Consider the following 7,148-nt stretch of genomic DNA (forward strand, 5'->3'; position numbering starts at 1 on the left):
GCGCGCGCAGATGCCGCCACGCTTGCAGCAAAACCTCCACCCCCTTCACATCCACCAGCCGGCCGAGGAAGAGGTAATAACCCCGGTCATCCGGCGGCGGCGGATTCTTCATCGCATCCCAAGAATGCCGCAGGGCGAACAGCCTGTCAGACTCCACCCCCGCACCAACTGCCAGCTTGTCCCGCAGGAACTCGGAGATGCAGACCCAGGCCCGCACGTTTTCCAGCCAGCCGGAGGCATGCAACCGGCGCAGCACACGGGCCATCACCGCGGACTTGAGCCGCGATCCCTGCCAGGCCCCGGTCTGGACCTCGCGACGGTAGTCCCCGCCGAGCGCCTCCTCCAGGAACTGCCCGTTCGAATAGAGCGTGCCCCCGACGGAGAAGGGGCGGAAGTTGTGCACATAGTGAATCACCGGCAGCCGATGCCGCGCCGCCGCGTGGTACAGCGAGGGTGAGCCGACCGGGAACGCATTGTGAAACAGGGCCACCTCCGGCCGGAAGGTCTTGATGACCTCCTCGAACTTCTTGCGGCTGCCGTGGTTGTAGAAGGTCTTGATCAACTGCCCCGGGATCGCCAGCGCGGAGGCCCGGGCCCAGTCCTTGCTCTCGAAGAAACAACGCGCCACCTGGTGCTCCTCCCCCAGATGCTGGTAGATCCGGTCCACTGACTTCTCCTCGCCGCCCATGTGGACGTATCTGTTGAACACCTGAAGAATTCTCACCATGTTTTCGCCTCTCGTGATCTTCGCTTGACCGTTCCGGGTTGCCTTGCCGCAGGGAGCCTGCCGCCGTTTATTCCTGAAACCTCTCTGTCTGCCGGGCCACCCAGGACTCCAGCACAAACATGAGCCATACGGACTGGCTCAAGCGCCAGGCCCGCTTGTCCGAGACATCGGAGCGGTAGTACGCCTCCAGATGCTTCAGCACCACCTTGGGATTCATGAGCCCCCTTTCGCGACACTTGTGACTGTGCAGCGTGTCGCTGATGCGCTCCTTCCACGCCTCATCCCGCATCCACTTCATGAGTGGCAGGGTGAAGGTCTTCTTGCGGGTGTCCTGCGCGATCCACTCCGGCAGGATGTCATGAAACGCCGCCCGCAGGTTTCGCTTGCCACCGCGCAGGTTGAGCTTGCTGGAGGGGCGGAGGCGTCCCGCCAGGGTGAAGACCTCCGGGTCCACCAGAGGCACTCGCAGCTCCAGTGAATGAGCCATGCTGGTCACGTCATTGTCCCTGAGTAAGGTATTGGGCAGATAGGTCTCCGTCTCCAGCAGGAGCAACTGGTGCAACCAGGAATCCGGTGCGCGCTGATCCAGATCCGCCACCAGCACATCGCGGATCTCGTTGTCCAGCGCCAGATGGTCCGCCACACTGGTGCGGCAGCCCAACAGGCGGGCGGTCTCTCTGGGGGAAAAGATCCCGCGCGCATGCGCATGCATCTCCGGTAGGGTTTTCCCGGCGGCTCCACTGGCATAGTAGAGCGCCTTCCACGCCTTGTGCCCCTGCGCTCCCGCCGGGAGCAATCCGTTCAGGGCTCCCGCCAGCGGCGCGGTGAGCAGGCGCAACGGCGTACGGCCCACGGGAAACAATCGAGCCAGATGCAACAGGCGGTGATAGTTGTACCCGCCAAACCATTCGTCCGCCCCCAGTCCACTCAAGGTCACCTTCACATGCTTGGCCGCCACCTGGGAGACCAGCCACGTGTTCAGCGCATCCCCCGTGGGTTGGTCCAGGCAGGAGAGGTAGTCATCCAGCTTGGCAAACAAGGATGCCGAGGTCAGCCGCTCGCGGACAAACCGGCAGCCGTAGAACTTCGCCGTCTTCTCCGCGGCATCGCTCTCATCTGGCACTCCCGCATTTTCCTCGTACCCGATGGAGAAGGCCTGGATGTCTGAGAGACCGTGCTGCTTCATCAACGCGACCATGAGGGTGGAATCGAGTCCGCCGCTCAGGAACACGCCCACCGGCACATCACTCACAAGGTGGGCCTTCACACTCTGGCTCACCACCTCCCGGGTGAGATCCAGCGCCGCCTTGCCGCCCACACGCTCCGCCTTCCCGGGCCATTCGGGCGCAAAGTAGCGCTCCACCTGCAGGTCGCCCTCGCTCCATCGCAGCAGATGACCGGGAGGCAGGCACTGCACGCCTTCATAGATGGTGTGTGGGGCCTGCACCGCCCCCCAGCGGAAATACTCCGCCAGTCCCGCCTGCGAGATCGCGGTGTCCGGCCCCATCATCTTGCGCAGCGCCTTGATCTCGGAGCCGATCATCAATGAACCATCGGGAAAAAGACGGTAGTAGAGCGGCTTGATGCCGAAGGGATCCCGCGCCGCCACCAGGGTGCCTGCCGCATCATCCCACCACGCAAAGGCAAACATGCCGCGCAGCCTCCGCAGCACGTCCTCAGGCTGGGAGGCGCGCTCCAGCATCCGCCCCAGCACCTCCGTGTCCCCGGTGGAATGAAAGGTCTCGCCCGCCAAGGACTCCCGCAGTTCGCGGAAATTGTAGATCTCGCCATTGAACGTCAGCGTGCAGCGCCCCCCGGAGAACCGCATGGGCTGGCGGCCGGCTGAGCTCAGATCCTGAATGGAAAGCCGCCGGAATCCCATGTACCACGCCGGGCCGCCCGCCTCCGAGCCGTCATCCGGGCCGCGATGGGTGATGAGCTGCAACGCCTGCGACAGCCGCTGCCGTCGCCCGTCGTCCAAGCCTCCCCCGTTCTGGAACCAGCCGATGAATCCGCACATGATGTTTCTCCGTCAAGACTGAAGAAATGAAGCCGTAATTGAACCTGATCGCCAGCCCTATTTGTGCCGCCAACCGATTCCCCTGCTCAGGACAGTCTTGACGCCCGGAACCCGTCTGAGATAATTCGACAGCCTATTAATTCACCCATGCGCTTCTCCGTCTTTTTCGCCACCGCTGCATTGGCCTGCGCTCCGTTTGCCCTGTCCCTCGGGCAGGCACCCGCGGCAGGAGATCTTCGTCAATGGACGGACGTTCAGGGACGCGTGATGCAGGCCAAGCTGGCCGGTGTGGAGGGCGATCAGGTCGTATTTGTCCTCGCCTCTGGCCAGTCAGTAAAATTTGCCCTGAACCGCCTCTCGAATGCGGACCAGGCCTTCATCAAGCAGAACGGGACCGCAGCCTCTGGGGCGTCGGCACCGGCATCAGCACCTGCTACCAGCATGACAGCCACCACCGGCACCCGCATCCCGGTGGAAAAACGCACCTGGCCCGATGTGGTGGAAGTGTCCACCCGCGCCATTGAGATCACCGTGGTGGATGAAGTACCGGCGGAAAAACGCTGCATCTACCGCTCCGAGGCCTTTGAGTTCACCGCTGAGGACAAACTGGCGGGCAGCGTGATGAAGGAAATCGCCCGCACGTTTGAGGCCACTCGCGCCCTTGTCGAGGCCCTGCCATGGGGCATCGAGCCCCGTCCGCCCGCGGATCTGGGCCGTTACCAGGCCAAGTTCTTTGCCAGCCGGGCCAGCTACGTGGCCAGCGGTGCTCCGGAGAACTCGGGAGGCGTCTATTTCGGCAGCGACCGCACCTTCCGCATCCCGTTCCAGAGCCTCGGGCTGGATCTGCGGGGCAAGACCTGGTTCAAGGACGACAACTACCGCAACGACACGATCGTGCATGAGATCACGCACCAGCTCATGCATGACTACCTGAGCTTCCTGCCCACGTGGATCATTGAAGGCACTGCCGAGTACACCGAATCGATTCCCTATAACGCGGGCCGGTTCCAGGCAGGGCGGCACGAGTCCGGCCTCAAAGAATACATCAAGGCCCGGGCCGAAAGTGAGGGCATGACCCTGGCCGACTTCCGCGGCCTGGAGGAGCACATGCGCATGCCTCGCGACAAGTGGGACGAGATCGCCGACAACCCCGCGAGCCAGCACCGTGCGATGCGCCAGCTCTACTTCCAGTCCTACGTGCTGGTGTACTACTTCTGCCACCTGGATGGCGATGGCAAAGGCACCCGCTTCCTGAAATACCTCGACGCCATGGCCGAAGAGCGAGCCAAAGGCGCCGAGTACGACAAAAAACTCGCCGAGTACCGCAAGGCCATGGAGGAGTTCTTCAAACTCCCCGGCGTGAAACAGCTGGGCGGCGGACGCTTCAGCTATCCCCGGGAGCTCACCCCTCCTCCCCGCCCCGAGCGCCCAGAGCGCGTGAACTCCCGCCAGTTCGGCATGGACAAGCTGGACATCCTCTTCGACGGCCGCAGCTCTGAGGTGTTCGTGAACGACGTGAAAGCCGGGTTTAAGAAGATCGGGATCAAGATTTGATAAGACACCAGACGCCAGACTGCCAGACTTCAGACTTGAGTTCTCGCCAAGCAGCCCACGAACATCGAAGCGGTCAGTAAAAGGAGGGAGGGACATTCTTGTCCCGGCCCGCCTCAAGCGTCCCAGGATGCCGCTCCGGCAAATCTAGGTAGTCCGGCATTTCAGTGCGTCAGTCGCGCTTCCCAAGGCACCCAACGCCAGGCTAAAGCCCAGCACTACTTTCAGCTGTCCCCCCCTGCTCAACCGTCTCTGGCTCTAGCCCATCACAAGATCCACCAAAGCGGCGTCGAGCCGCAGGCACTCCAAGACACTGGCGTGTGGTTGGATGAGCCAACGGGATGAGATGGGCAGGAGTCGATGGGCGTTCTGTGCTCCAGTGCAGACTGCGTCGCGAAGCGTCTTGGAGTGCGTGCGGCTCGACGCCGCTTTCGCCTGCCACAACAGCATCCTCGCTCCTGAAAACACCCGCTAGCCGAACCACTCCCGCTTCGATCTCCCATCTCAGGTCCCATGTCTGGCGTCTGGCAGTCTGGTGTCTCACTTCATAAACTCCTTCACTCCCCGCAAGAACATCTCCACCGCGATCGCGGTCAGCAGCAGGCCCATAAGACGCTCCATGGCAGCCAGACCGCGCTCACCGACGAGGCGAATGATCCGTTCCCCCAAGAGCAGCACGATACAGGTCACGCCCATGGCGATGGAGATCGCCGCGACCGCCCCCAAGGTGGATACCCCCTCCCGACTGGAAAACAGGATCACCGTGGCCAGCGCGGATGGCCCGGCCAGCATGGGAATGGCCATCGGCACGATGAATGGCTCACCCTGGGGCAGTCCGCCAAACACCTTCTCGGTGGACTCAAACACCATCCGCAGCGCAATCATGAACAGGATGATGCTGCCGGCGATGCCCAGTGAGCTCTGCGACAGCCCCACAAGTTTCAGGAAACCACCTCCAAACGCCAGGAAAAAGAAGAGCACGACCAGCGCGATCCCACACTCCCGCAAGATGACCCGCTTCCTCCGCGCGGGCACCACCTGACGCAACAACGAGCTGAACACCGGCACGTTGCCCAATGGATCCAGCACGATAAGCAGGAGCACAAGGGCACTGATCCAGTCGGTAGGGCGCATGCCCCATCATCCGACCCCACCCGGCGGCGTCAAGACCTAGCCATTCGCAAGAGACGCAGTCCCCCACCCAAGTGACGCGGAGACCTGACCGCTGATCCACCGGTTTACAGAATTACTGTATTACTGAATTACCGTTCTACCGATCTCAAGGGCTCAGCCGCGTCCACTTCCAGCCCGCCCCCTCCGCCACACGATCATACTGCACCCGGTCGTGCAACCGGCTGGGGCGCCCCTGCCAGAACTCAACCTCATGGGGGTCCAGCACATAACCGCCCCAGAAGGGTGGCAGCGGCACTTCTCCCTCAGGGTACTGGGCCTTGAGCACCCGTTCACGCTCCTCCAGCCACTCCCGATTCGGGATGGGGCTGCTCTGCTCTGAAACCCAGGCCCCGATCTGGCTGCCATAGGGGCGACTCTTAAAATACACCTCTGATTCCTCCCTACCCAGCACGGTCACGGCCCCGCGCACACAGACTTGGCGCTCGCGTTCCTTCCAGAAGAAGACCACGGAGGCCTTCGGGTTGGCCGTCAGCTCACGGCCCTTGCGGCTGTGATAGTTCGTGAAGAAGGAGAACCCGCGCTCATCCAACCCCTTCAGCAGCACGGTGCGTGCAGAGGGCTGCCCGTCAGCGGAAACCGTCGCCAAGGTCATGGCATTGGCCTCCGTCACACCAGCCGCCAGGGCGTCATCCAGCCACAACTGGAAGAGCGTGAACGGGTCTACCGGCAGGGTCGCCTCATCCAATGCACCTTTTTCGTAGCTAAGTCGGAGGTCGGCGAGATTCGGTTTGCCAGCGGGAGTCATTTGCAGGAAGTAGGGAGTTCAGTGGTTTTTCTGATACAACATGAGCGAGGCGGTTGCAGGTGTTCTTTCCAGCTTAGACAAGATCGTCTTCGATTCCGAGACGATCCAGCGTCGTGTTGCTGAGATCGCCGCAGAAATTGTGCGCGACTACGAAGGCCAGGAGCTCGATGTGGTCGCCCTCATGGACGGGGCTCTTTTCTTCGTGGTGGATCTGCTGCGCTCCGTACCCCTGCCCGTGCGGGTGCACACCGTTTCCGTCCGCAGCTATCACGGCGGCACCTCTTCCACTGGGACGGTGCAGCTCCTCCAGCGCATGCCCGCCGGGCTGGAAGGCCGGACTGTGCTCCTCATTGACGACATCCTGGACACCGGGCTCACGCTGGCCACGGTGCAGGACCAGCTCATCACCGCCTGCCAGCCCGCCACGCTGCGCACAGCTGTGCTGTTGAGGAAACAGCGCCCCCGCGAACGCGAACCCCAGGTGGAGTACGTGGGCTTTGACATCCCAGACGAGTTCGTGGTCGGCTACGGCATGGATTACCAGGGTCACTATCGCAACCTCCCCTGCATCGGCGTACTCAGTGAGAGCGCCATTTGACTTCCCCCTGCGACCATGAAGGTTCGAGTTCTGTACTTCTCCGTTCTGAAGGACCTCACGGGCACTGAGGAGAGCGAAATCGTCCTCACTGAAGGAGCCACCGTTGGCGACCTCCTGACTGACGTTTTTCAGAAATGGCCCGCCCTACAAGCTTGGGACGCGAGCCTCCTCGTGGCGGTGGACCAGACCTACGCCAAGCGCAACACCCCCCTGCATGAGGGCGCGGAGGTGGCCATCATGCCCCCGGTTCAAGGAGGCTAGCGCCCTGTAGCCAAATTCGCCAAGCCGTCATGGAAGCCCCCGCCCCCAACTT

7 protein-coding genes are annotated in these 7,148 nt (G+C 62.5%); 3 read left to right on the plus strand and 4 right to left on the minus strand.

The genetic code is table 11. The features are described from left to right. Both BV106_RS26100 and asnB read right to left on the minus strand, forming a co-directional pair. Positions 1–727 (minus strand): glycosyltransferase (locus BV106_RS26100; RefSeq protein WP_265596078.1); only part of this gene is annotated, 727 nt, incomplete at its 3' end. Positions 728–794: 67 nt separating this feature from the next. Beyond that, positions 795–2,747: an asparagine synthase (glutamine-hydrolyzing) gene (gene asnB / locus BV106_RS26105; RefSeq protein WP_038169643.1), complete on the minus strand. Its 1,953-nt coding sequence runs from the start codon at positions 2,745–2,747 to the stop codon at positions 795–797. Between the two features lie 147 nt (positions 2,748–2,894). Between asnB and BV106_RS26110 the strand changes: the two genes are divergently transcribed. Continuing rightward, positions 2,895–4,301, plus strand: coding sequence for a hypothetical protein (locus tag BV106_RS26110; protein ID WP_038169645.1), 1,407 nt, complete (start codon positions 2,895–2,897; stop codon positions 4,299–4,301). Positions 4,302–4,838: 537 nt separating this feature from the next. Here BV106_RS26110 and BV106_RS26120 read toward each other — a convergent pair. After that, positions 4,839–5,432 (minus strand): MarC family protein, encoded by a 594-nt coding sequence (locus tag BV106_RS26120; protein WP_038169649.1) that lies wholly within the window; start codon positions 5,430–5,432, stop codon positions 4,839–4,841. A 145-nt stretch (positions 5,433–5,577) separates the two neighbouring features. Next, positions 5,578–6,237, minus strand: a complete 660-nt coding sequence (gene pdxH, locus BV106_RS26125; RefSeq protein ID WP_038169650.1) for a pyridoxamine 5'-phosphate oxidase — start codon at positions 6,235–6,237, stop codon at positions 5,578–5,580. Positions 6,238–6,277: 40 nt separating this feature from the next. Here pdxH and hpt point away from each other — a divergent pair, with 40 nt between their 5' ends. Then, the gene (gene hpt / locus BV106_RS26130; RefSeq protein WP_038169651.1) at positions 6,278–6,835 is read left to right on the plus strand and encodes a hypoxanthine phosphoribosyltransferase; all 558 of its coding nucleotides are present in this window, start codon (positions 6,278–6,280) and stop codon (positions 6,833–6,835) included. 15 nt (positions 6,836–6,850) lie between these two features. Next, complete coding sequence (locus tag BV106_RS26135; RefSeq protein WP_038169653.1) at positions 6,851–7,096, plus strand: MoaD/ThiS family protein; 246 nt, start codon at positions 6,851–6,853, stop codon at positions 7,094–7,096. The last annotated feature ends 52 nt before the right edge of the window (positions 7,097–7,148 follow it).

Source organism: Verrucomicrobium sp. BvORR106 (assembly GCF_000739655.1).
Taxonomy (GTDB): Bacteria; Verrucomicrobiota; Verrucomicrobiia; order Verrucomicrobiales; family Verrucomicrobiaceae; genus Verrucomicrobium.

Excerpts from the sequence above, each read along its gene's own strand:
- hpt (WP_038169651.1), top strand. The coding sequence starts at position 6,278 with ATGAGCGAGGCGGTTGCAGGTGTTCTTTCCAGCTTAGACAAGATCGTC.
- BV106_RS26135 (WP_038169653.1), top strand. The coding sequence starts at position 6,851 with ATGAAGGTTCGAGTTCTGTACTTCTCCGTTCTGAAGGACCTCACGGGC.
- BV106_RS26120 (WP_038169649.1), bottom strand. The coding sequence starts at position 5,432 with ATGCGCCCTACCGACTGGATCAGTGCCCTTGTGCTCCTGCTTATCGTG.
- BV106_RS26110 (WP_038169645.1), top strand. The coding sequence starts at position 2,895 with ATGCGCTTCTCCGTCTTTTTCGCCACCGCTGCATTGGCCTGCGCTCCG.
- asnB (WP_038169643.1), bottom strand. The coding sequence starts at position 2,747 with ATGTGCGGATTCATCGGCTGGTTCCAGAACGGGGGAGGCTTGGACGAC.
- pdxH (WP_038169650.1), bottom strand. The coding sequence starts at position 6,237 with ATGACTCCCGCTGGCAAACCGAATCTCGCCGACCTCCGACTTAGCTAC.